At 66.5% G+C, this 21,850-nt stretch carries 19 protein-coding genes; 15 read left to right on the top strand and 4 right to left on the bottom strand.

From position 1 onward, the window contains the following. From hutC to hutG, 10 genes are all read left to right on the top strand, one after another. The gene (gene hutC / locus AAFF27_01680; GenBank protein ID XAH23922.1) at positions 1 to 768 is read left to right on the top strand and encodes a histidine utilization repressor; all 768 of its coding nucleotides are present in this window, start codon (positions 1 to 3) and stop codon (positions 766 to 768) included. 108 nt (positions 769 to 876) lie between these two features. Next, positions 877 to 2,430, top strand: a complete 1,554-nt coding sequence (gene hutH, locus AAFF27_01685; protein XAH23923.1) for a histidine ammonia-lyase — start codon at positions 877 to 879, stop codon at positions 2,428 to 2,430. 16 nt (positions 2,431 to 2,446) lie between these two features. After that, positions 2,447 to 4,165: a urocanate hydratase gene (gene hutU, locus AAFF27_01690; GenBank protein XAH23924.1), complete on the top strand. Its 1,719-nt coding sequence runs from the start codon at positions 2,447 to 2,449 to the stop codon at positions 4,163 to 4,165. A 99-nt stretch (positions 4,166 to 4,264) separates the two neighbouring features. Then, on the top strand, positions 4,265 to 4,996 hold the full coding sequence (locus AAFF27_01695; GenBank protein ID XAH23925.1) for an IclR family transcriptional regulator: 732 nt from the start codon (positions 4,265 to 4,267) through the stop codon (positions 4,994 to 4,996). A gap of 37 nt (positions 4,997 to 5,033) precedes the next feature. Further along, positions 5,034 to 5,786, top strand: coding sequence for a glutamine ABC transporter substrate-binding protein (locus AAFF27_01700; GenBank protein XAH23926.1), 753 nt, complete (start codon positions 5,034 to 5,036; stop codon positions 5,784 to 5,786). A 7-nt stretch (positions 5,787 to 5,793) separates the two neighbouring features. Beyond that, positions 5,794 to 6,462: an amino acid ABC transporter permease gene (locus AAFF27_01705; protein ID XAH23927.1), complete on the top strand. Its 669-nt coding sequence runs from the start codon at positions 5,794 to 5,796 to the stop codon at positions 6,460 to 6,462. Then, complete coding sequence (locus AAFF27_01710; protein XAH23928.1) at positions 6,459 to 7,031, top strand: HutD family protein; 573 nt, start codon at positions 6,459 to 6,461, stop codon at positions 7,029 to 7,031. The genes AAFF27_01705 and AAFF27_01710 overlap by 4 nt, the downstream gene beginning before the upstream one ends. A 17-nt stretch (positions 7,032 to 7,048) precedes the next feature. Further along, positions 7,049 to 8,275, top strand: coding sequence for an imidazolonepropionase (gene hutI, locus AAFF27_01715; GenBank protein ID XAH23929.1), 1,227 nt, complete (start codon positions 7,049 to 7,051; stop codon positions 8,273 to 8,275). Then, the gene (locus tag AAFF27_01720; protein XAH23930.1) at positions 8,272 to 9,657 is read left to right on the top strand and encodes a formimidoylglutamate deiminase; all 1,386 of its coding nucleotides are present in this window, start codon (positions 8,272 to 8,274) and stop codon (positions 9,655 to 9,657) included. The genes hutI and AAFF27_01720 overlap by 4 nt, the downstream gene beginning before the upstream one ends. Before the next feature lie 4 nt (positions 9,658 to 9,661). Then, entirely contained in the window at positions 9,662 to 10,504 is an 843-nt protein-coding gene (gene hutG, locus AAFF27_01725; protein XAH23931.1) for an N-formylglutamate deformylase, read from the top strand. Positions 10,505 to 10,522: 18 nt separating this feature from the next. Here the strand turns inward: hutG and AAFF27_01730 are convergent, their stop codons facing one another. Then, complete coding sequence (locus AAFF27_01730; protein ID XAH23932.1) at positions 10,523 to 11,422, bottom strand: LysR family transcriptional regulator; 900 nt, start codon at positions 11,420 to 11,422, stop codon at positions 10,523 to 10,525. 86 nt (positions 11,423 to 11,508) lie between these two features. Between AAFF27_01730 and AAFF27_01735 the strand changes: the two genes are divergently transcribed. The 4 genes from AAFF27_01735 (at position 11,509) to AAFF27_01750 (ending at position 15,956) form a co-directional block, all read left to right on the top strand. Further along, complete coding sequence (locus AAFF27_01735) at positions 11,509 to 12,708, top strand: pyridoxal phosphate-dependent aminotransferase (protein ID XAH23933.1); 1,200 nt, start codon at positions 11,509 to 11,511, stop codon at positions 12,706 to 12,708. Between the two features lie 138 nt (positions 12,709 to 12,846). Beyond that, entirely contained in the window at positions 12,847 to 13,812 is a 966-nt protein-coding gene (locus AAFF27_01740; protein XAH23934.1) for a tripartite tricarboxylate transporter substrate-binding protein, read from the top strand. Between the two features lie 4 nt (positions 13,813 to 13,816). After that, complete coding sequence (gene argE, locus AAFF27_01745; GenBank protein ID XAH23935.1) at positions 13,817 to 15,028, top strand: acetylornithine deacetylase; 1,212 nt, start codon at positions 13,817 to 13,819, stop codon at positions 15,026 to 15,028. Between the two features lies 1 nt (position 15,029). After that, positions 15,030 to 15,956 carry an AEC family transporter gene (locus AAFF27_01750; protein XAH23936.1) on the top strand — a complete coding sequence of 309 codons (927 nt, stop codon included), beginning with the start codon at positions 15,030 to 15,032 and terminating at the stop codon, positions 15,954 to 15,956. 29 nt (positions 15,957 to 15,985) lie between these two features. Here the strand turns inward: AAFF27_01750 and AAFF27_01755 are convergent, their stop codons facing one another. After that, positions 15,986 to 16,375 (bottom strand): thiol-disulfide oxidoreductase DCC family protein, encoded by a 390-nt coding sequence (locus tag AAFF27_01755; GenBank protein ID XAH26362.1) that lies wholly within the window; start codon positions 16,373 to 16,375, stop codon positions 15,986 to 15,988. Positions 16,376 to 16,461: 86 nt separating this feature from the next. On the opposite strand from AAFF27_01755, the gene AAFF27_01760 reads away from it, so the two are divergent. Further along, a complete protein-coding gene (locus AAFF27_01760; protein ID XAH23937.1) occupies positions 16,462 to 17,256 on the top strand; it encodes a phosphodiesterase in 795 nt (264 codons plus the stop codon). 75 nt (positions 17,257 to 17,331) lie between these two features. Here AAFF27_01760 and AAFF27_01765 read toward each other — a convergent pair whose 3' ends face one another. Both AAFF27_01765 and AAFF27_01770 read right to left on the bottom strand, forming a co-directional pair. Next, positions 17,332 to 18,228 (bottom strand): response regulator, encoded by an 897-nt coding sequence (locus AAFF27_01765; protein ID XAH23938.1) that lies wholly within the window; start codon positions 18,226 to 18,228, stop codon positions 17,332 to 17,334. Beyond that, positions 18,212 to 21,631: an ATP-binding protein gene (locus AAFF27_01770; protein ID XAH23939.1), complete on the bottom strand. Its 3,420-nt coding sequence runs from the start codon at positions 21,629 to 21,631 to the stop codon at positions 18,212 to 18,214. Before AAFF27_01770 ends, AAFF27_01765 begins: the two co-directional genes overlap by 17 nt. Positions 21,632 to 21,850: the final 219 nt, after the last annotated feature.

Here is a 21,850-nt window from a genome sequence, read left to right on the forward strand (position 1 = left end):
ATGAACACCGCCCGCCGCCGTACTGCCAACCCACCGGCCCAGTCGTCGGGCATGGCCTTGTACGAGCAGATCAAGGTCTTCATCACGCACAAGATCCAGGACGGCACCTGGCCAGCGGGGCACCGCCTACCTTCGGAGAGCGAGCTGGTGGCGCAGTTTGGCGTGGCGCGCATGACGGTCAACCGCGCGCTGCGCGAGCTGGTGGAGCAGGGCCGCATCGTGCGCGTGGCCGGCGTCGGCAGCTTTGTGGCAGAAGACAAGCCGCAATCAACGCTGCTGCAGATCGCCAATATCGCCAGCGAGATCCGCGCGCGCGGCCATGACTACCGCTGCGCCTTCCTGGTGGCCGAGCGCATTGCCGCATCGCCCGATGTGGCGGTGTGGCTGGATCTGCGGCAGGGCGAATCGGTGTTCCACACGGTCTGCCTGCACCTGGAGAACGGCACGCCGGTGCAACTGGAAGACCGCCATGTGAACCCGCGCGTCGTCCCCCACTTTCTGGAGCAGGACTTCTCCGCCATCTCGCCCAGCGAATACCTGGTGCGCAACGTGCCCTTCGACCAGATCGAGCATGTGGTCGATGCCGTGCTGCCCACGGCCGAGCAGGCCGAGCGGCTGGCGATGCCGGTGGCCGAGCCCTGCCTGCTGCTCACCCGCCGCACCTGGACGCGCGGCCTGCCCGTGACCATGGTGCGCTGCCTGCACCCGGCCTCGCGCTACCGCCTGGGCAGCCGCTTTCGCGCTGACGGCAACCCCTCATTTGGATAAGAACGTGTCTACGATCTCTATGGGGATCCCCATACAGATCGCAGATACGTTCTCAATGAAAAACAGCCTTCGTTTTTTGTCGCACCTACTTGTATAGACAGGATCACCATGGACCATGCATCCCCCACCGCCGCCACGCCGCTGGTGCTCAAGCCCGGCGAAGTCAACCTGGCCCTGTTGCGCCGCGTGCATGCGGGCGGCGGGCCGCTGGCGCTGCACCCATCGGCGCGCCCAGGCCTGCTGGCGGCCCAGGCCACGGTGCGCAGCATCGTCGAGGCCGGGGACGTGGTCTATGGCATCAACACCGGCTTTGGCAAGCTGGCGCAGACCATCATCCCGCATGAGCGCCTGGCCGAGCTGCAGCGCAACTTGGTGCTCTCGCACAGCGCGGGCACCGGCGAGCCCCTGCCTGCGGGCGTGGTGCGGCTGGTGCTGGCGACCAAGGCGGTGAGCCTGGCGCGCGGGCATTCGGGCGTGCGGCCAGAGATCGTCGATGCGCTGCTGGCGCTGGGCAACGCCGGCCTGCTGCCGCGCATTCCGTCCAAGGGCTCGGTCGGCGCCTCGGGCGACCTGGCGCCGCTGGCGCATCTGGCCTGCGTGCTGATTGGCGAAGGCGAGGTGACCACGCCGCAGGGCGAGGTGATCGGCGGCGCCGATGCGCTGCGCCGCATCGGCCTCACGCCCTTCGTGCTCGGCCCCAAGGAAGGGCTGGCGCTGCTCAATGGCACGCAGGTATCCACCGCCCTGGCGCTGGCCGGCCTGTTTGGCGCCGAAGATGTGTTTGCCGCCGGCCTGGTGGCGGGCGCGCTGTCGCTGGAAGCCATACAGGGCTCGATCAAGCCCTTTGATGCACGCATCCATGCCGCACGCGGCCAGCCGGGCCAGATCGCCGTGGCCGGCGCGGTGCGCGCGCTGCTGGATGGCAGCGAGATCGTTCCCTCGCATGCCGATTGCGGCCGTGTGCAAGACCCGTACTCGATACGCTGCGTGCCGCAGGTCATGGGCGCCTGCCTCGACAACCTGGCGCATGCCGCGCGCGTGCTGGTGATCGAAGCCAATGCTGCGTCGGACAACCCGCTGGTGTTCGACAACGGTGATGTCATCTCCGGCGGCAACTTCCACGCCGAGCCGGTGGCCTTTGCCGCAGACATCATTGCGCTGGCCGTGAGCGAGATCGGCGCCATCTCCGAGCGCCGCATGGCGCTGTTGCTGGACAGCGGCCTGTCGGGCCTGCCGCCATTTTTGGTGCACGACGGCGGCGTCAACTCCGGCTTCATGATTGCCCAGGTCACGGCAGCCGCGCTGGCGTCCGAGAACAAGTCGCTCGCGCACCCGGCCAGCGTCGACAGCCTGCCAACCTCGGCCAACCAGGAGGACCACGTGTCCATGGCCACCTTCGCGGGCCGGCGCCTGGCCGACATGGTCGAGAACACAGCCGTGGTGGTGGGCATCGAGGCCATGGCTGCTGCGCAGGGCATCGAATTGAAGCGTGGCCCGAAAAGCTCGGATCTGCTCGAAGCCGAATTCGCGGCCATTCGCAAGCGCGTTGCCTTTATCGACCAGGACCGCTTCCTTGCGCCGTCCATCGAAGCCATGCGCCTGTGGGCGCGCCAAAGCCAATGGCCCGCAGCCGTGCAAAAAATTCTGCCAAGCGCCCACTGATTGAAAGGAACCTGCCATGAACGCTCCTGAAAAACACCTCGCCCCCCAAGCCGATCCGCGCCACGACCCAAGCCGCGTGATCCGCGCGCCGCGCGGCCCTGAACTCAACTGCAAGAGCTGGCTTACTGAAGCGCCTTACCGCATGCTGCAGAACAACCTCGACGCCGAGGTGGCCGAGCGCCCGCAAGACCTGGTGGTGTACGGCGGCATTGGCCGCGCCGCGCGCAACTGGGAGTGCTATGACCAGATCCTCGCGTCGCTCAAAGAGCTGAATGAGGACGAGACCTTGCTTATTCAATCGGGCAAGCCGGTGGGAGTGTTCAAGACGCACGAGAACGCGCCGCGCGTGCTACTGGCCAACTCCAACCTGGTGCCCAAGTGGGCCAACTGGGAGCACTTCAACGAGCTGGATCGCCAGGGCCTCTTCATGTACGGCCAGATGACCGCCGGCAGCTGGATCTACATCGGCAGCCAGGGCATCGTGCAGGGCACTTTCGAAACCTTTGTCGAAGCCGGCCGCCAGCACTACAACAACAGCCTCGCGGGCAAGTGGATCCTCACGGCCGGCCTGGGTGGCATGGGCGGCGCGCAACCGCTGGCGGCCACGCTGGCGGGGGCGGTGTCGCTCAACATCGAGTGCCAGCAGAGCAGCATCGACTTCCGCCTGCGCACGCGCTATGTCGACAAGCAGGCACGCGACATCGACCATGCGTTCGAGCTGATCAAGCAGCATTGCGACGCGAAGGAAGCCGTGTCGATCGCGCTGCTGGGCAACGCGGCCGACATCCTTCCTGAACTCGTGAAGCGCGCGCAGGCCGGTGGGCTCAAGCCCGACTTGGTCACTGACCAGACCTCCGCGCACGACCTCATCAACGGCTACTTGCCTTCGGGCTGGAGCGTGCCGCAGTGGCAGGCCGCGATGAAGGACCCCTCGCAGCACGATGCGCTGAAGAAGGCGGCAGCCAAGTCTTGCGCGGTGCACGTACAGGCCATGCTCGCCTTCCAGGCCATGGGCATCCCTACGGTCGACTACGGCAACAACATCCGCCAGGTCGCGTTCGACGAGGGCGTGAAGAACGCCTTCGATTTCCCGGGCTTCGTGCCCGCCTACATCCGCCCGCTGTTCTGCGAAGGCAAGGGCCCGTTCCGCTGGGTGGCGCTCTCGGGCGACCCGGAAGACATCTACAAGACCGACGCCAAGATCAAGGAGCTGTTCCCCGAGAACACCCACACGCACCGCTGGCTCGACATGGCGCGCGAGCGCATCGCCTTCCAGGGCCTGCCCGCGCGCATCTGCTGGCTGGGCCTGGGCGAGCGCCACATCGCCGGCCTGGCCTTCAACGAGATGGTGAAGAACGGCGAGCTCAAGGCGCCCATCGTCATCGGCCGCGACCACCTCGACACCGGCTCGGTCGCCAGCCCGAACCGCGAGACCGAGGCGATGAAGGACGGCACGGATGCCGTGTCCGATTGGCCGCTGCTCAACGCGCTGCTCAACACCGCCGGCGGCGCCACCTGGGTCAGCCTGCACCACGGCGGCGGCGTGGGCATGGGCTATTCGCAGCATTCGGGCGTGGTGATCGTGTGCGACGGCACCGACGCCGCGGCCAAGCGCATCGAGCGCGTGCTGTGGAACGATCCGGCTACCGGCGTCATGCGCCATGCCGACGCGGGCTACGACATTGCCGTGGCCACCGCGAAGAAGCAGGGGCTGAAGCTGCCGATGGTGCGTTGAAGGCCGAGCGGGTAACAGTGCCAAGAAAAGCCGCATCCATTCCCATCTAGTGGGAATGGCGGCTTGGAAGTGAGAACGGCGAGCAAGATACTGCCTGCGATGACGCCCCCGACCGACGCCCCCCACAACGACCGCGCGCTTTTTGTGCTGTCGGTGTTGGCGCAAAGCAAGGCGGCCATGACGGCGGCCGAGCTGGTGCAGGCCAGCGGCCTGTCGCAGAGCACGCTTTACCGTCAGCTCGCCATGTTGCGGCGCTGGGGCTTTGTGATGGAGGCGGACGGGCGCTACTCGCCAGGCCCGGTGAGCGTGCAACTCGCCAGTGGCTTTGATGACAGCTCTGACCTGGTCAGGGCGGCCCGCGCCGACATGCGTGCGCTGGTGCAGCAAAGCCATGAGAGCGTGGCCCTGGTCACGGCGGTGAATGACCGCGTGGTGTGCCTGGAGATGGTCGACAGCGCGCATTCGCTGCGTTGCTCGTTCGACCGCGGCCGCAGCGTGCCGGCCAGCGACGGCGCCAGCGCCAAATGCTTGCTGGCCCACATGCCACTCGACCAGCGCGACGCCCTGCTTGACGGCCTGGGCGAAAGCCCCGAGCGCCGCGCCGCACGCGCCGCCGAGCTCGACGCAATCCGCCAGGCCGGCCATGCCGTGACGCAAGGCGAGGTCGATGCTGGCGTGTGGGGCGCGAGCGCGCCAGTGCTGGCCTCGGGCCGGCGCCTGCGCGGCGCCATCACGCTCATGGCGCCGCTCACGCGTGTCGAAGGCATGGAAGCTGCATTGCTCCACATGACCGTCGTCACGGCGGCCCGCATCTCACGCGCCCTGCAGTAGTCCGCCGTTGCAACTAACCCCACGAAAGCCTTTCACCATGAACACCCGCCGCACCCTTATTGCCGCCGCACTCTCCGGCCTCTCCCTGCTCAGTCTCGTCGGCGCTGCCCACGCTCAGGGCGAGCCGCTGCGCGTTGCCACCGATGCCACCTTCCCGCCCATGGAGTTCGTGGAGAACGGCAAGCGCACCGGCTTTGACGTGGAGCTGGTCGAGGCCATCGGCAAGACGCTGGGCCGCAAGATCGAGTGGATCGACATCGACTTCAAGGGCCTCGTGCCGGGCCTGATCTCCAAGCGCTTCGACATGGCCGTGTCGGGCATTTACATCACCGACGAGCGCAAGAAGGTCGTCGACTTCACCGAGCCGTACTACGCGGGCGGCCTGGTGGTGATGGTCAAGGAAGGCAACACGACGATCAAGACGCCAGCCGACATCAACGGCAAGAAGGTCAGCGTGCAGGTGGGCACCAAGTCGGTGTCGTACACGAAGGAGAAATTTCCGCAGGTCCAACTGCTGGAAGTCGAGAAGAACCAGGAGATGTTCAACCTCGTGGACATCGGCCGTGCCGACGCCGCCGTCACCGGCAAGCCCGCCGCCTACCAATACGTGCGTACGCGGCCTGGCCTGAAGGTGCTGCCGGAGCAGATCACGACAGAGGAGTACGGCATGGCCATCCGCAAGGACACGCCCGAACTCACCAAGGCCGTGAACGGCGCCATCGAGAAGCTCAAGGCGGATGGAACCTACGACCAGATAGTGAAGAAGTGGTTTAGCAGCACCCCAAAGTAAGCGCGCCATGGATTTAGATTTCTCACCAGTCTGGCAAGGCTGGCCCGACCTGCTGCGCGGCGCGCTGGTCACGGTGGAGATCACCGCCTGCGCGCTCGCCCTCGGTTGCGTGCTGGGCCTGCTGGTCGGCATCGGCCGGCTGAACCCCAAGCGGCGCTGGATCTACGGCGTGTGCACTGCCTACGTGGCGGCCATTCGCGGCACGCCGCTGCTGGTGCAGCTGTTCATTCTGTTCTTTGGGCTGCCGCACTTCGGCATCCTGCTGCCGGCGTTTTTGTGCGGCGTGCTGGGGCTGGGTGTGTACTCGGGCGCCTATGTGTCGGAGATCGTGCGCGGCGCGATCCAGTCGATCGACAAGGGCCAGACCATGGCGGCGCAATCGCTGGGCATGACGCCTGGCGTGGCCATGCGCCAGATCGTGCTGCCACAGGCGGTGGTGCGCATGATCCCGCCGCTGGGCAACGAGTTCATCGCGCTCATCAAGAACTCGGCGCTGGTGTCACTCTTGACCATTCATGACGTGATGCACGAGGGGCAAAAGATCATCAGCGTGTCGTACCGGTCGCTGGAGGTGTACCTGGCCATTGCACTCGTGTACTTCGTGTTGACGGGGACCATGACGCTGGTCCTGCGGCACTTCGAGCAGAAGCTGCGGCAAGGTGGGCTGATGCGATGACCCAGGTGCAGCGCTTCTCCCGTACCTCGCTCCCTGTCACTCCCTGGAAGAACGGCGGCGGCACCACGCAAGAGATCGCCAGTTGGCCGCAGAGCGTAGCGCTTGATGGTTCTGGCTGGCGCGTGAGCATTGCCACCATCGCGGCGGCTGGGCCGTTCTCGGTGTTTGCGGGCGTGGACCGCAGCATCATGCTGTTGGAGGGCGACGGCGTGCGGCTCTTCACGCACGACGGGCGCATTGACCATCTACTTGATGCGCCGCATCAGCCTTTTTCCTTCAGCGGTGACGAGGCCATCGACTGCACCTTGCTGGGCGGAGCGTCGAGCGACTTCAATGTGATGACGCGCCGCGGACAATGGCGCGCCGATGTACAGGTGCTGGACCGCGCAGCGGCCATGGCACCCGCGCCGCATGGCGTGTTGCTGGCGCTGCGCGGCGAATGGCAATTGAACGAAGAGCCTTGCCGTGCAGGCCGGGGCCTGTACTGGACCGACGCGGCGCATGCATGGCAGGCCGTGCCGGATCGTGAAGACGCGCGGCTGGTGGCGGTTCGCGTCATGCCGGCCTAAGCGCAGAAAGAGAAATGATGAGACCCGCGAGCAAATACCCCTCCGCCGATGGCCTCTGGACCGGCCTGCGCCTGGCAAGCGATGCCGAGGTGGACGCCGCCATCGTGGTGGCACAAGGATTGATCCGCTGGGTTGGAGTGCGCAGCGCATTGCCCGCCGAGTTTGCTGGCCTCGCGCTGCACGACGGTGGCGGCGCGCTCGTCACGCCCGGCCTGGTCGATTGCCACACCCATCTGGTCTACGGCGGCCAGCGCGCCAATGAGTTTGCGATGCGGCTTGCGGGCGCTAGCTACGAGGAAGTGGCGAGGGCCGGTGGCGGCATCGTCTCCTCCGTGCGCGCCACGCGCGAAGCGGACGAAGACGCGCTCTACGCCCAGGCCGCGCCGCGGCTTGAGCAACTGCTGGCCGATGGCGTGTGCGCCATCGAGATCAAGTCGGGCTATGGTCTCGCGTTGGAGCATGAGCGCAAGCAGTTGCGCGTGGCGCGGCGGCTGGGTGAGGACTATGGCGTGACAGTGCGCACCACCTTTCTCGGCGCGCATGCATTGCCGCCCGAATACGCGGGCCGTAGCGGCGATTACATCAACCTGGTGTGCGAGCATATGCTGCCGGCCCTGGCGGTCGAGGGGCTGGTGGATGCGGTCGATGTGTTTTGCGAATGCATCGCCTTTTCGCTGGCGGAGACCGAGCAGGTGTTCCAGGCCGCCAAGGCGCTGGGCCTGCCGGTGAAGCTGCACGCCGAGCAGCTATCGGACATGGGCGGCGCCGCGCTGGCCGCGCGCTACGGCGCGCTGTCGTGCGACCACATAGAGCACCTGTCGGCCGAGGGCATCGCGGCCATGCGCCAGGCGGGCACCGTGGCCGTGCTGCTGCCCGGCGCCTACTACACGCTGCGCGATACGCATCTGCCGCCCATAGCCGCGCTGCGCGCCGCGGGCGTGCCCATGGCGGTGTCGACCGACCACAACCCCGGCACCTCGCCGGCGCTGAGCCTGCTGCTGATGGTGAACATGGCCTGCACGCTGTTCCGCCTGACGGTGCCCGAGGCGCTGGCGGGCGTCACCGTGCATGCGGCGCGCGCGCTGGGCCTGCAGGACACGCATGGTGCGATCGTAGTTGGCATGCCCGCCAACTTCGTGCTGTGGAAGGTGCGCGAAGCGGCTGAGCTGGCCTATTGGTTTGGCCAACAGCCCGTGCACGCCGTCGTGCGCCAGGGCCGTATTGCCGTGGGAGCCGCCGCATGACCCGCACACTTTTTGCCGCCGACGCGCTGTTGCCCGAGGGCTGGGCCAGGAACGTGCTGCTGGCATGGAACGATGCCGGCCAGCTCACGCAGGTGCAGGCCGGTGCGCAGGCGCCAGCCGGCACGGCGGTGGCCAAAGGCCCGCTGCTGTCGGGCATGCCCAATCTGCATTCGCATGCCTTCCAGCGTGCCTTTGCCGGCCTGACCGAATACCGCGCCGCCGAGCAGGACAGCTTCTGGAGCTGGCGCACGCTGATGTACCGCTTTGCCGCGCGGCTGGGGCCAGAGGCCATGGAGGCGATTGCCACCGGCCTCTACGCCGAGATGCTGGAGGCGGGCTACACCAGCGTCTGCGAATTCCAGTACGTGCACCACGACCGCGACGGCCGGCCCTATGCCGACGACGCCGCGCTGAGCCGGGCGCTGCTGCGCGCGGCGCAGGCCACGGGCATTGGCATCACGCTGCTGCCGGTGCTCTACCAGACCAGCGGCTTTGGCGCCAAGCCGCCGCATGAGGGGCAGCGGCGATTTATCCGCTCCACCGATTCCATGCTGCGCCTGCTCGAAGCCCTGCGGCCAGACTGCGCAGCGCAAGGCGCGCGCCTGGGCCTGGCGCCGCACTCGCTGCGCGCGGTGCCGCCCGATGCATTGGGTGAGGCGCTGGCGGGCCTGGATGCGCTCGACGCCACCGCACCCATCCACATCCACATTGCCGAGCAGACGCAAGAGGTGGACGACTGCGTCACCTGGAGCGGCCAGCGCCCTGTGGCTTGGTTGCTGGACCACGCGGCGGTGGACGCGCGCTGGTGCCTGGTGCACGCCACCCACATGGACGCGAATGAATATGCGCGCGCCGCCCGCAGCGGCGCCGTGGCCGGCCTGTGCCCCAGCACCGAGGCCAACCTGGGCGACGGCATCTTTGACTTCACACGCTGGCGCGGCCATGGCGGCGCCTGGGGGGTGGGGTCTGACAGCCACGCCTGCGTCAACGCGGCCGAAGAGCTGCTGCTGCTGGAATACGGCCAGCGCCTGGCCACGCGCCAGCGCAGCATAGGCGCTGACGGGGCCCAGCCGCAGGTGGCCACCGCGCTCACGCTGGCGGCCGTACAGGGCGGCGCGCAGGCTGCGGCGCGGCCTGTGGCCGGGCTGGCCGTGGGGCAGCAGGCCGACTTCGTCGTGCTCGATGCCCGGCACCGTGCGCTGCAGGGCCTGCCCACTGCAGCCGATATGCTCTCGGCCCATGTTTTTGCCAGCCACCGCAGCAGCGCCATCGACGGCGTCTGGGTGGCCGGCCAGCCGCGCGTGACGGGCGGCCGGCATCTGCTGCAGGACGCGGCCGTAGCCGGCTTTGTTGCGGCGCGGCAAGCACTTCTCCAGGAATGAACCCATGACTTTCACTACCACCGAGCCAGCCTTTCGCTTTCGCCAGGGCACGCGCCCACTGTTGATCTCCATGCCGCACGCCGGCACCTACGTGCCGCCGGCGCTGGCCGCGCGTTTCACGGCAGAGGCGCGCCAGGTGCCCGACACCGACTGGCACATGGAGCGGCTCTATGACTTTGCCGACGCCATTGGCGCCTCGGTGCTGGTGGCCACGCACTCGCGCTACGTGATCGACATGAACCGCCCACCCGACGGCGCCAGCCTGTACCCGGGCCAGAGCGTCACCGGCCTGTGCCCGGTCGATACCTTCGACGACACGCCGGTCTACGCCGACCCGGCCGACCAGCCCGGCGATGCCGAGATTGCAGCGCGGCGCGAAGCCCTCTGGCAGCCTTACCACGCCCAATTGGCCGCCGAGTTGGCGCGCCAGCGTGCGCAGCACGGCGTGGCCGCGCTGTGGGACGCGCATTCGATCCGCTCGGTGCTGCCGCGCTTCTTCGAAGGCAAGCTGACCGACCTCAACATTGGCACCGGCAAAGGCAGCAGCTGCGAGCCGGCGCTGGCCGAGCGCATCCTGGAAATCGCCCGCAGTGCGCCTGGGCACAGCGCAGTACTCAACGGCCGCTTCACCGGCGGCTACATCACCCGCCACTACGGCCAGCCGGGGCAGGGCGTGCACGCGGTGCAGTTGGAGATGACCCAGTGCAGCTATATGCAAGAGGCGCTGCCTTTTGACTACCTGCCCGAGGTGGCCGCGCGCGTGCAGCCGACGGTGCGGCGCATGGTCGAGGCGCTGCTGGAGCATGCGGAGTCCCGCGCGGGCATGCCTGCGGCCCGCCACCCGTAGCCCCCGGCACTCTGTGAGTTACCTGTGCCGCCTTGTCTTGACCATGCGCCAGAAGGCGGAGGCCACGGGCGATAGGCGGTCTTCATTGAGGCATGCGAAACCAATGCGGCGGGAACTGCCGGGGCTCAGGTTCCGATAGACCACGCCCGGGTAGTGTTCCGGCAGCGCCAGTTCGGCGATCACCGAGACGCCTTCACCTCTGGAGACGAAATCGAGGATCGATAGAAGCTGTGAAAGCTCATGCGTGATCCTGGGCGTCAAGTCTGCCTTTGCAAACATGCGGGCAATAAGGCTTTGAGAGCCGGCACTCGTCAAGATGAATGGGCAGGCGGCAAGGTCTCGCAGGTTGACCGTTGCCCCGCTTGCCAAAGGATGGTGTTCCGGCAGTACCGCGACAAGCTGGTCATTCATCAGCGGCAGCGTGTCGAAGTTGGGCCGTGGGAGCGTGACTACCCCGATTTCGAGCTTGCGTTCAATCAGGTCTTGCTCAATTTCAGAGTCGGGCTTCTCAAAGACCCGAACGTCAATACCGGGGTACTTATCCCTGAACCGCGAAAGAATGGGCGGCAGCAGCCTCAGCGATGAGCTGAGCCCGAAGGAACCCAGCTTCAACTGCCCCGTCTTGAGGCCAGCACTGGCGCCTGCCGTCGCCTTGATGAGCTCCAGGGCGGCAAACAGGTCCCTGACATGGGGCAGGATTTGCTGCCCTGCATGTGACAGGCCGACGCCCGTAGCGCTTCGGTCCAGCAGCGCCGCGCCCAATGAGTCTTCGAGCGCGCGCAGGGCATGGCTGGTAGCCGACGGCGTCATGCCGACCTTGGCCCCCGCGCTTGCAATGCCGGTGGACCCCGCCAAAGACAGGAACAACTCAAGCTGCCTCAGCGTTGGCGTGGGCGTGACCAGGTGAGCTTGCTTCATGGATCGACCAACGGGGGTTGAATTCAAATTCAATTTTATGTGAAGAACATGAATCCTAGAATTTGCTGAACTCATAGGCAGCCGTCATGTTCTCCAGCGTCATCTCCACCCTCCGGGCCTCACCGATCCAAGTGATGGCTGAACGTACCCGCCAAGCCGTGACGGCGGGGCAGCATGTCATCGACATGACGCTGGGCGAGCCTGACTTCCCGACGCCCGATCACATCGGCGAGGCGGCCGCCAGGGCCATCGCTGACGGCGAGACTCGCTACACGCCCATCAATGGCTCCGTTGCCTTGCGGCAGGCCATCGTCGCCAAGTTCGCCAAGGACAACGAAATCGCCTGTTCGGTCGCCGACATCTCGGTGGGCTGTGGCGGCAAGCAGGTGATCTACCAGGCCTTTCTCGCCACGCTCAATCCTGGTGACGAAGTCCTTATCCCGGCCCCTTACTGGGCCTCGTATGGTGACATCGTGGAGATGAATGGGGGGACTCTGCGGCCCATCATGACCAAGCCGGAAGACGGCTACGCACTGGCGCCGGAAGCCCTGGCTGCTGCAATCACCAAGGCCAGCAAGTGGCTTGTCCTCAACTCGCCCAGCAATCCCAGCGGTACGGCCTATACCAAGGAGGCCCTGCTGGAGTTCGCGCAGGTCATTCGCCGAAGCAAGCACCAGGATTTTCTGATCATGGTCGACGACATCTACGAGCACATCGTCTATGACGGCCGCCCATTCGTGACGCTGGCCCAGGTGGCGCCAGACCTCGCGGGCCGGATCCTGACCATCAATGGCGTGTCCAAGGCCTACTCGATGACGGGCTGGCGTGTCGGCTATGCCTGCGGGCCCCGCCCCTTGATCGAGGCGATGACCAAGCTGCAGATGCAGATCAACTCGCACACATCGTCGATCTCGCAAGCCGCCGCCGTTGCCGCCCTGACCGGCCCACAGGATGAAGTCCATCGCCGGCGCGCGATCTTCGAAGCTCGCCGCGACTACCTGCTTGGCGAATTCTCGAACATCGCGGGACTGAAGACCCCCAAGCCCGAAGGCGCCTTCTATCTTTTCCCCGACGTGCGCAGCTTCATTGGCCGTCGCACCACCGACGGAGAAATCATTGCCGACGATGTGGCGTTGGCGTCCTATCTCCTGGACAAGGGGGTGGCGCTCGTGCCCGGCTCTGGTTTTGGTATGCCGGGCTTTGTTCGCCTTTCCTACGCCACCTCGGACAAGAACCTCAAGGTCGCCAGTGACCGAATGAAGTCCGCACTCGAGAGCCTCTGCTGATTGCCGCCTGCCTGGCAGATGAGCCGGCTGCCAGTCGCACACAGAAAAATATAAGCGGCCCAAGCAATGGGCCGCACCCCATCCGAAGAGGCATGTGCCTGCTCGCCAGGCGTCTAGTGTCATCACCAAGGGGAAGCCATGGACCGTCGTAAATTCATATCCGCCGCCGCTGCCGGAGCAATGGGGGCGCCCGCCTATGTGCGCGCGCAGGACAAGGTCGTCCGCATCATCGTGCCTTTTGCCACTGGTGGATCGGGTGACCTGATCCCGCGCTTGATCGCGCCCAAACTCTCCGAATTTCTGAAGCAGCCCGTCATCGTTGACAACCGGGCCGGCGCCGGTGGGAAGGTGGGAGCAGTCCTCGTATCCAGGGCTGAGCCGGATGGCTTCACTCTGGGCGTTGCGACGGTCAGCACCCACGGGATTCAGCCCGCCGTGTCGGAGAAGCCACCCTATGACCCGGTTGCCGGCTTTGCACAGATCGGCAATATCGCGATGGTGCCGAATGTGGTCTCGGTGAATTCCGGCATTCATGCGAAGAGCGTTGCCGAGTTTGTGAAGCTGGCCAACTCGACCGAGGGCGGCCTGACATATGCCTCGCCAGGCGTCGGCTCCTTGGGGCACATGATGGGGGAACTCTTTCGCCAATCCACCAAGGCCAATCTGCGGCACGTGCCCTATAGAGGTGCGGGCCCGGCATTGCAGGACGTCATGGGCGGTGTCGTCGATATGCTTTGCGACAACTTCCCCGCCTCCCTTCCCCAGATCAGAAGCGGCCGCCTTTACCCGCTTGCGGTGGCGTGGAAGGGGCGGCTTTCCCAAAGCCCGGAAACGCCGACCTTCGATGAAGTCGGGATTCACGATCTGAATGACCCTGCGTGGTTCGGCCTTGTCGCGCCTCCCGGAGTGGCCCAAAGCCGAGTCGCCCAGCTCCACGAAGGCCTGGTCTATGCCTTGAGAGACCCCAATGTCGAGGCCCGAATAAAGGAACTTGGCGCTGTTCCTTCAGGCAATACCCCAAAGGAATTCAGAGACCAGATTCGAGCAGAGCTCGAAAAATGGAAGAAGGTCGCCAAGGCCGGCAACATCTCTTTGGAGGCCTGAAGCAATGGCTCCGCTTGCCGAAGACACGCCGCTGCTGGGTATTCTGGGCGACCTCGTCGCGTTCAGAACCACCTCTGGCGGCGACAGCAATCTGGCGCTCCTCTCGTATATCGAGGCGCACCTGGAACCCCTGGGTTTTGGTTTCCGTCGCACGCTGAGCGCAGACGGGCAGAGGGGAAATCTCTTCGCCAGTTTCGGCGGCCTGTCTGGCGGGCTTCTGCTTTCCGGGCACACCGACGTCGTGCCGGTACAGGGCCAGGACTGGTCACGACCGGCTTTTGCGTTGAGCCAAGCCGATGGGCGCGCCTACGGGCGTGGTGTCTGTGACATGAAGGGCTTCATCGCCTGCGTGCTGGCAGCGGTGAAAAGCGCAGACCTTCGCCAGCTGGGCATGCCTCTCCACCTGGCATTTACCTACGACGAGGAGATCGGCTGCCTTGGTGTCCGCGATCTGCTGGCGGACTTGGCAAGGCACGATATTCAGCCGGCGTTCTGCATCGTTGGAGAACCGACCTCCATGAAGGTGGTGCGCGCCCACAAGGGCCGCCGGGGGCTTCGGTGCCTGGTTCAAGGCAGGGCCGCCCACTCCTCACTGGCCGGCCTTGGCGTCAACGCCGCTGAAGCTGCAGCAGAAATGGCCGTGGCTATCAAGGCCCAGGCGCAGAGCATTCGGCAATACCAGGATGCCGGTTTTTATGTGCCGTATTCGACGATGGCGGTCTGCAGATTTCATAGCGGGTTTGCCGCAAACGTGATTCCCGAGAAGGCAGAGCTGGATTTCGATATCCGCTATCTGCCGGCGGCCGACCCTGACGAGATCATGACGCCGGTACTGGCAGCGGCCAGCGCCATCCAGGACTCGATGCGGGCCAAGGATAAGGAGTCGAGCATTACCGTCCAGATCAAGACCGATGTGCCCGCGCTGATGCCTACGGCCGGGACGCAGGCTCTGGAGGCACTGCTCCAGTCCGCTGGGGCAAGCACGGGCGACCACGTGGCATTTACCACCGAGGGCGGGCTGTACCAAGGCGGGGGAATTCCCACCGTTGTATGCGGACCGGGAAATATCGAGCAGGCGCATACGGCCGATGAGTTCATCGAGATCTCCGAGCTCCTGGCGTACCAGGCGCTGCTGGCCCGGTTGTTCGCAGCAGGTCTGCCGCCGCCGATGGCCCGAGCCGAAAACCCATCCAGCCTAGCCAACTCGAGTCCATGAAATGACCGCTACCTTCATCGCCGCACTGATTCCCATCGCACTGCTCATCGCGGTGGGAGCCGTGCTCAGGCGCACCCATCTTCTGGCAGAGGCCTTCTGGGGGCAGGCGGAGCGCCTGAGCTATTACGTCTTGCTGCCCTGCCTGTTCTTCTATGGTTTGGCTGTCGCGCGATTTGACAGCGTTCCGATCTGGGACATGGGCTGTGTGCTTTTCTTCTCCACCGTTGGGGTGGCGCTGGCGTTGTTCCTGGTGCGCCCTCTGGTGAAAGGCAGTGATGCCGCCTTCACTTCCATCTTCCAGGGCAGCATCAGGTTCAATAACTATGTCGGTGTTTCTGCCGCCGCCGCGCTGTTGGGCGCGAATGGCGTAGCACTTGCGGCCTTGGCAAATGCGGTCATCGTGCCGACCGTGAATGTCCTGTGCGTTCTGGTGTTCGCGAGGTATGGCGCTCTTGGACGAATATCCGCCAGGAACATCCTCAAGCAGCTGATGCTGAACCCGCTGGTGGTGGCATGCGTGCTCGGCGTGTTGTTCCATTTGACGGGGCTGCCGCTGCCCTCCGCCGTCGACCCGGTCATCAAGTCGCTGGGGCAGGCCTCGCTGCCGCTGGGCCTGGTCTGCGTTGGCGCCGCGCTGAGCTTTTCCGCCGCCGGCACCTGGATTCGACCCTTGTGCATTTCGTCGCTCATCAAGTTCGGCTTCATGCCCGTGGCCACCACCGTCGCGTGCCTGGCTTTCGGGCTCAGTGGGCCGGCCGCCATTGCAGCGCTGATCTTCCAGGCGCTGCCGACGGCCTCTTCCTCCTACATCATGGCTCGGCAATTGGGTGGTGATGCGCCACTCATGGCCGGGATCACCGCCGCGCAGACGCTTGTGGCGGGTTTCGCCCTGCCGCTGGCGGTCATTGGGCTCCAGCGTTTTCTCTAGGTGTGGCCCATTGCCCCAATGCCCTGGCCTCAATCCAGGAACCGACCCGCCGTGCCCGCCGGCGGCAGCAGGCACTGCTCGCTGCGGCCAAACAGGCGGTAGCGGTGGCGCGCCATCCAGCGGTAGGCGGCGTCGCGCCAGGGCGCGGGCACGATCCACACGGCCCAGGCCAGGCGCCAGGGCCAGCCCAATGCATGCAGGATGCGCAGCAGCGCGCCGGTGTAGCGCCAGACGCGGCCCGGGGTTACCAGCAGCAGGGTTTCCAGCGCGTCGGGCTGCAGGCCCGCGTCCAGCAGCAGTTGGCGGCCGGTGGCGCCTTGCATCGAGGCAAAGCGCAGCAGGCCACGGCGGTCGTGGCGCAGCAGAAACTGCACCCAGCGGCTGCACAGCAGGCATTGGGCATCGAAGACGACGATCAGCGGGGTGCTTGGGGACGGCATGGCGCCAGTGTGCGCCATCGCTGGAATGATTCATGCTGCGCCATTGGCCCACTCTGGATGCCCCCATGCTCATTGCCCAGCTCTCCGACATGCACGTGCGCCCCGCGGGCCAGCTCTACCAGGGCGTGGTCGATTCCAACCGCATGTTCCAGGAGGCGATAGCGCACCTGTACCAGCTCGATCGCCGGCCGGACCTGGTGCTGCTCACGGGTGACCTGGTGGACATGGGCGACGCCGCGGAATACGCCATGGTGCGTACGCTGCTGGCCGGGCTGGACATTCCCTATCTGGTGATCCCCGGCAACCACGACGAGCGCGAAGCCTTTCGCACCGCCTTTGCCGACCACGCCTACCTGCCGGCGGCCGGCCCGCTGCACTACTGCGTGGATAGCTACCCGGTGCGCATCATCGGCCTGGACTCTTGCGTGCCGGGCAAGCACCACGGCCATATCGATGCGGCCGGCCTGGACTGGCTGCAGGCCACGCTGGCGGCCGACCCGGGCAAGCCGACCGTGGTGATGCTGCACCACCCGCCCTTTGTCAGCGGCATTCCCTATATGGACAGCTACCGCTACTTCGAGGCGGCGGCGCTGGAGCGCGTGCTGCGCGGCTTTGGCAACGTCGAACTGGTGCTGTGCGGCCACGTGCACCGGCCCATGCTGCGGCGCTGGGCCGGCAGCGTGGTGTGCGCCTGCCCCAGCACCACCACCGAGATCGCGCTGCGGCTGGCGCCCGGTGCGCAGCCCGCCTCCTACCTGGGGCCGCCGGCCTGCATGCTGCACCTGTGGGACCCGGCGCAGGGCATGCTGAGCCACACCAGCTACATAGGCGCGTTTGAAGGGCCGTTTGCGTTCGCCTAGAAAATATGAGCCAAATAGGCCTCTAGCCCAGGCCCTGCCTGGGCTATTAGCTATATATTTGGTAGTGGGCCGGTTTCAGCCCGCCGGCAGCATCTGCCCGGCCAGCGCGGCGGCGGCGGTGCGGGTCTCCACGCCCAGCTTCTCGAAGATGTGCTCCAGGTGCTTGTTGACCGTGCGCGGGCTCATGCCCAGGATGTCGGCGATGTCGCGGTTGGTCTTGCCCTTGGCCAGCCAGGACAGCACCTCGGCCTCGCGCGGGGTCAGGGGCACGTTGGGGCGGCGCGGCGCAGCGGTGCTGGCGGGGGCCGTGTGCAGCAGCAGCATGGCTTCAGAGAAGCCGCTTTGGCCCATGTGGCGCGCCACCAGTTGGCGGCCGTCGGGCAGGGCGGCCTGCACTTCGCCGGCGGCCGTGACCGATTGCAGCCAGGCGGCGCCGTCTTCTGCGGCGGCGGCGCCAAACAGGCTGTCGAGCCAGCGCGTGGCCTGCGGCGAGCGCCAGGCGACGCGGCCCTGGCCATCCAGCACCACGGCGCCCATGCCGGCCACGTCTACCGCCGCGCGCGCCTGGCGCGTGGCCTGGGCGTTGCGCACGTGGGTGGCCAGGCGCGCCAGCACCTCGGGGATGCGCAGCGGTTTCACCACGTAGTCGACGCCGCCGCTGGCAAAGCCGTGCAGGATCTGCTCGGTGTCCGACAGGCCGGTCATGAACAGCACCGGCACATGCGACCAGGGCGGCGTGGCCTTCAAGTGGCGGCACAGCGCGAAGCCGTCCATGCCGGGCATGACCGCGTCCAGCAGCACGCCGTCGGGCACGGTGATCTCGAAGCGCTGCAGCGCCTCTTGCGCGTCGCGCGCGGCCAGCACGGCATAGCCTTCGGCGGCCAGCGCGTCGCTGAGCATGCGCAGGGTGTCGAGCGCGTCGTCCACCACCAGGATGACGCGCGGGGTGATGGGTTCAAGGACTGGGAGCATGTTCTTCGGGTTCTCGCAGATGGTCGGCCAGGGCCTGGAAGTCGAAGCGGTCGGCGCAGGCCTGCAGCAGGTGCAGGGCCGCGGCGTGCGTGGGCAGCACGCCGTGCGCCTGGCGCAGGCGCTCGCGCAGCGCGGCGGCCTGGCCCTGGCGCGCCAGGCGCACCAGGTCTTCGCGCAGGTCTTCGGGCAGCAGCATGGGGTGGGCCGTTGTGGCGGGCGGCGGCGCGGCCAGCGACAGCGGCGTGTTGTCGCGCACCCATTCCAGTTGCAGCGCGTGCTCCAGCGCGTCCAGTAATTCAGACTCGATCACCGGCTTGCCGACAAAGCCCTGGCACTGCAGCGCGGCCATGCGCTCGGGCTGCTGGTCAAACAGGTTGGCCGAGACAAAAACCACCGGCAGCGCGGTGGCCGGCAGCAGTTTGCGCAGCAGTTCCACGGTCTGCCAGCCGTCGAGGTCGTCCATGGTGATGTCGAGCAGCACCAGGTCGGGCGGCTCGTGCTGGACGATCTCCAGGCACTCGCGGCCGCTGGCGGCCTCGCGCACCTCAAAGCCCAGCGGCACCAGCAGCGCGGCCAGCAATTGGCGCTGCAGCGGCTGGTCGTCCACCACCAGCAGGGTGCGGCGCGGCGCCAGGTAGCCGATCACCGGGCGCAGCGCCACGGCGCGCAGCGGCAGGTGCGCCGGGTCGGGGGTGATGCTGGCCAAGTACAGCCGCACGGTGAAGGTGCTGCCCTGGCCGGGCGTGCTGGCCACCGACAGCTCGCCGCCCATGAGCTGGGTCAGCAGGTGCGTGATGGTCAGGCCCAGGCCGGTGCCGGTTTCGCTGGCGCGGCGGCCGGCGCTGCCGCGCTCGAAGGGCAGGAAGATGCGCTCCTGGTCCTGCGGCGCAATGCCGATGCCGGTGTCTATCACCTCGATGCGCGATACGTGGTGCGTAAAGTCCAGCCGCAGCCGCACCTCGCCCTGGTCGGTGAAGCGCACCGCATTGGCCAGCAGGTTGATCAGGATCTGGCGCAGGCGCTTGGCGTCGGCGCGTATCCATTCGGGCGCGGCGCCCTCGATCTGCACCGTGAAGCGCAGGCCCTTGGCCTCGGCCTGCGGGCGCAGCATGCCTTCGACGTCGGCCAGCAGCTCGGCCAGCGGCAGCGGCGCCGGGTCCAGGCGCAGGCGGCCGGCCTCGATGCGAGCCAGCTCCAAAGAGCCATCGATCAGCGCGTGCATGTGCTGCCCACTGTGCTGCATGGTGCCCAGGGTCTCGCGCATCCAGCCATCGGTCTGCGGGTTCTTCAGCAGGATCTGGGTGTAGCCCAGGATGCTGTTGAGCGGCGAGCGCAGCTCGTGCGTCATGCCGGCCACGTAGCGGGTCTTGGCCTGGTTGGCCGAGTCGGCCTGGTCCTTGGCGGCCTGCAGCTCGGCGTCGGTGCGCTTGTGGGCTTCGATTTCTTGCAGCAGCAGCTGGGTCTGGCGCTCGGACTCGTCCTGCGCCAGGCGGCGGCTGTCGGTGCTCAGCACCACCCACCAGGCACACACCGCAGCCAGCAGGGCCAGCAGCGCAAACACCTTCAGGAAGGGCATGCGCAGAAACTGCGCGGGCGTGTCCAGGCCCTCTTGCACATAGACCACGCCGACCAGAAAGGCCATCACCGCGCACAGCGACACCAGCACCACCAGGTACTGCCCCAGGCGAAAGTTGACCTTCAGCGCCCAACTGCGCGGCAGCAAAAAGGCCGCCACCGCGCGCAACTGCTCGGACGCGCGCGAGCCGGTCTTGCAGCGGTCGTGGCAGCGCGATTCCAGCGAGCAGCAAAGCGAGCAGATCGGCGCCGCATAGGCCGGGCAGCGCGCCATGTCTTCGGACTCGAACTGGTTCTCGCACACGGCGCAGCGCACGCTCTCGCCGGGCTGCCAGGTGGTGTCGGGTTGGCGCGCCAGGTAGTAGCGGCCCTTGGTGGCCCAGGCCAGCAGCGGCGCCAGCGCCATCGACAGCGCCAGCGCGATAAAGGGCGAGAAGGCAGCCGCCACCTCGCCCAGCAAACCCGCATGCGCGCAGCAGGCAACGATGGCGGCGGGCAGCATGGCGCCCAGGCCCACCGGGTTGAAGTCGTACAGGTGCGCGCGGCGAAACTCTATGCCCGGTGGTGACAGGCCCAGCGGCTTGTTGATGACCAGGTCGGCCACCAGCGCGCCCACCCAGGCGATGGCCACGTTGCTGTAGACCGCCAGCACTTTCTCCAGCGCGCCAAACACGCCCAGCGTCATCAAGAGCGTGGCAATGCCCACGTTGAACACCAGCCATACCACGCGCCCGGGGTGGCTGCGCGTGACCCGCGCGAAGAAGTTGGACCAGGCCAGCGAGCCGGCATAGGCGTTGGTGAGGTTGATCTTGATCTGCGATACGACGACGAACACCACCGTCATCAGCACCGCCAGCCCGGGCCGGCCCACGGCCTCGGTGAAGCCGGCCAGGAACATCTGCGTGGGCTCGGCCGCTCGGTGCGTGCCCACCTCGAACTGCAGCGCCGCAAACGCCAGGAAGGCGCCGCCCGCCATCTTGAGCATGCCCATCACCACCCAGCCCGGCCCGGCGACCAGCACCGCGGCCCACCAGCGCACGCGGTTGGCCGGCGTGCGCTCGGGCAGAAAGCGCAAGAAATCCACCTGCTCGCCGATCTGCACCACCAGCGAGAAGATCACCGCCGCCGCCGCGCCGAACATCAGCGGCTCAAAGCCGCTGCTGCCGCTCTTCAGGCCCGACAGGCTGGCGAAGTCGCGGTAGAGCTGCGGCTGCGTCAGGCCAATCCACACAAAAGGCAGCAGCAGCAAGAACAGCCACAGCGGCTGCGTCCAGGCCTGCAGCCGGCTGATCAGCGTGATGCCGCGCATGGCCAGCGGCAGCACCACCAGCGACGACAGCACGTAGCACCACACCAGCGGCCAGTCCACCACCATCTGCAGCGCCAGCGCCATGATGGCCGCCTCCAGCGCGAAGAAGATGAAGGTGAACACCGCGTAGATCAGCGAGGTGATGGTCGAGCCCAGGTAGCCAAAGCCCGCGCCACGCGTGAGCAGGTCCATGTCCAGGCCGTAGCGCGCGGCGTAGATGCTGATCGGCAGGCCGGTGAGAAAGATCACCAGCCCGACCGTGAGGATGGCCCACATCGCATTGGCAAAGCCGTAGTTCAGCGCAATCGCGCCGCCAATCGCCTCCAGCGCCAGAAAAGACAGCGAGCCAAACGCGGTATTGGCCACGCGGAACTCGCTCCAGCGCCGAAAGCTCTTGGGCGTGTAGCGCAGCGCGTAGTCCTCCATGGTCTCGTCGGCCACCCACGAGTTGTAGTCGCGCCGAAAACGAAAGATCGTCTGCGGCGCAGCCTGCGGATCGGGGCGGTGGGCGGAGGTCATGCCCCAAGCCATGCAAGAAATGTTCTTGGCCTGCGCATGCACAGCCACCGCTTACGCCAGGAAATTTAGAAGAAAAGTGGATGAAACGCAGGGTGGACTAGGGCTTCTAGCTATCAATTCGATAGTACCATGAAAAGGTAAGCCCCTGTGCCAAGAGGCGTGGCCAGCTACTCAGCCCCCGTTCGCCCTGAGGCGGTCGTTGGGCTTGGTGATGCGTGG

This window comes from Xylophilus sp. GW821-FHT01B05 (genome assembly GCA_038961845.1).
In the GTDB taxonomy this organism is placed as follows: Bacteria; Pseudomonadota; Gammaproteobacteria; order Burkholderiales; family Burkholderiaceae_C; genus Xylophilus.